Annotated in this window: 1 protein-coding gene; it reads right to left on the reverse strand. The window is 37.6% G+C overall.

Annotation, left to right across the window (positions count from 1 at the left end):
- Nucleotides 1-205, reverse strand: a 205-nt coding sequence (locus FFR48_RS28660; RefSeq protein ID WP_162502007.1) for a helix-turn-helix domain-containing protein, incomplete at its 3' end; no start/stop codon positions are given.
- Nucleotides 206-255 lie beyond the last annotated feature (50 nt).

Genomic DNA, 255 nt, shown 5'->3' on the forward strand with positions numbered 1-255 from the left:
TAATGGCTGCTACTAACCATTTGTGTAAATCTATGGCTGTGGGAAATTTGATTTTTTCTTCTGGTTGCAGTTTGTTATGTAATAATACCTGTTGACAAAGTGCTAAACCTTGATTCCAAGCGTGTCTAGCTACTCCTGCGTGTTGCGCTAGTAGTAGTCGTTGTTGCTTGTTAACTTTGAGTTGGGTTTTGAATCCTAGTAGCATACAGTGATTTTACTGTAATTCTGTCACAAAGCAAAAGATGACAGGAAATT

The sequence above is a fragment of the Sphaerospermopsis reniformis genome, from assembly GCF_005402885.1.
GTDB classification, from domain to species: Bacteria; Cyanobacteriota; Cyanobacteriia; order Cyanobacteriales; family Nostocaceae; genus Sphaerospermopsis; species Sphaerospermopsis kisseleviana.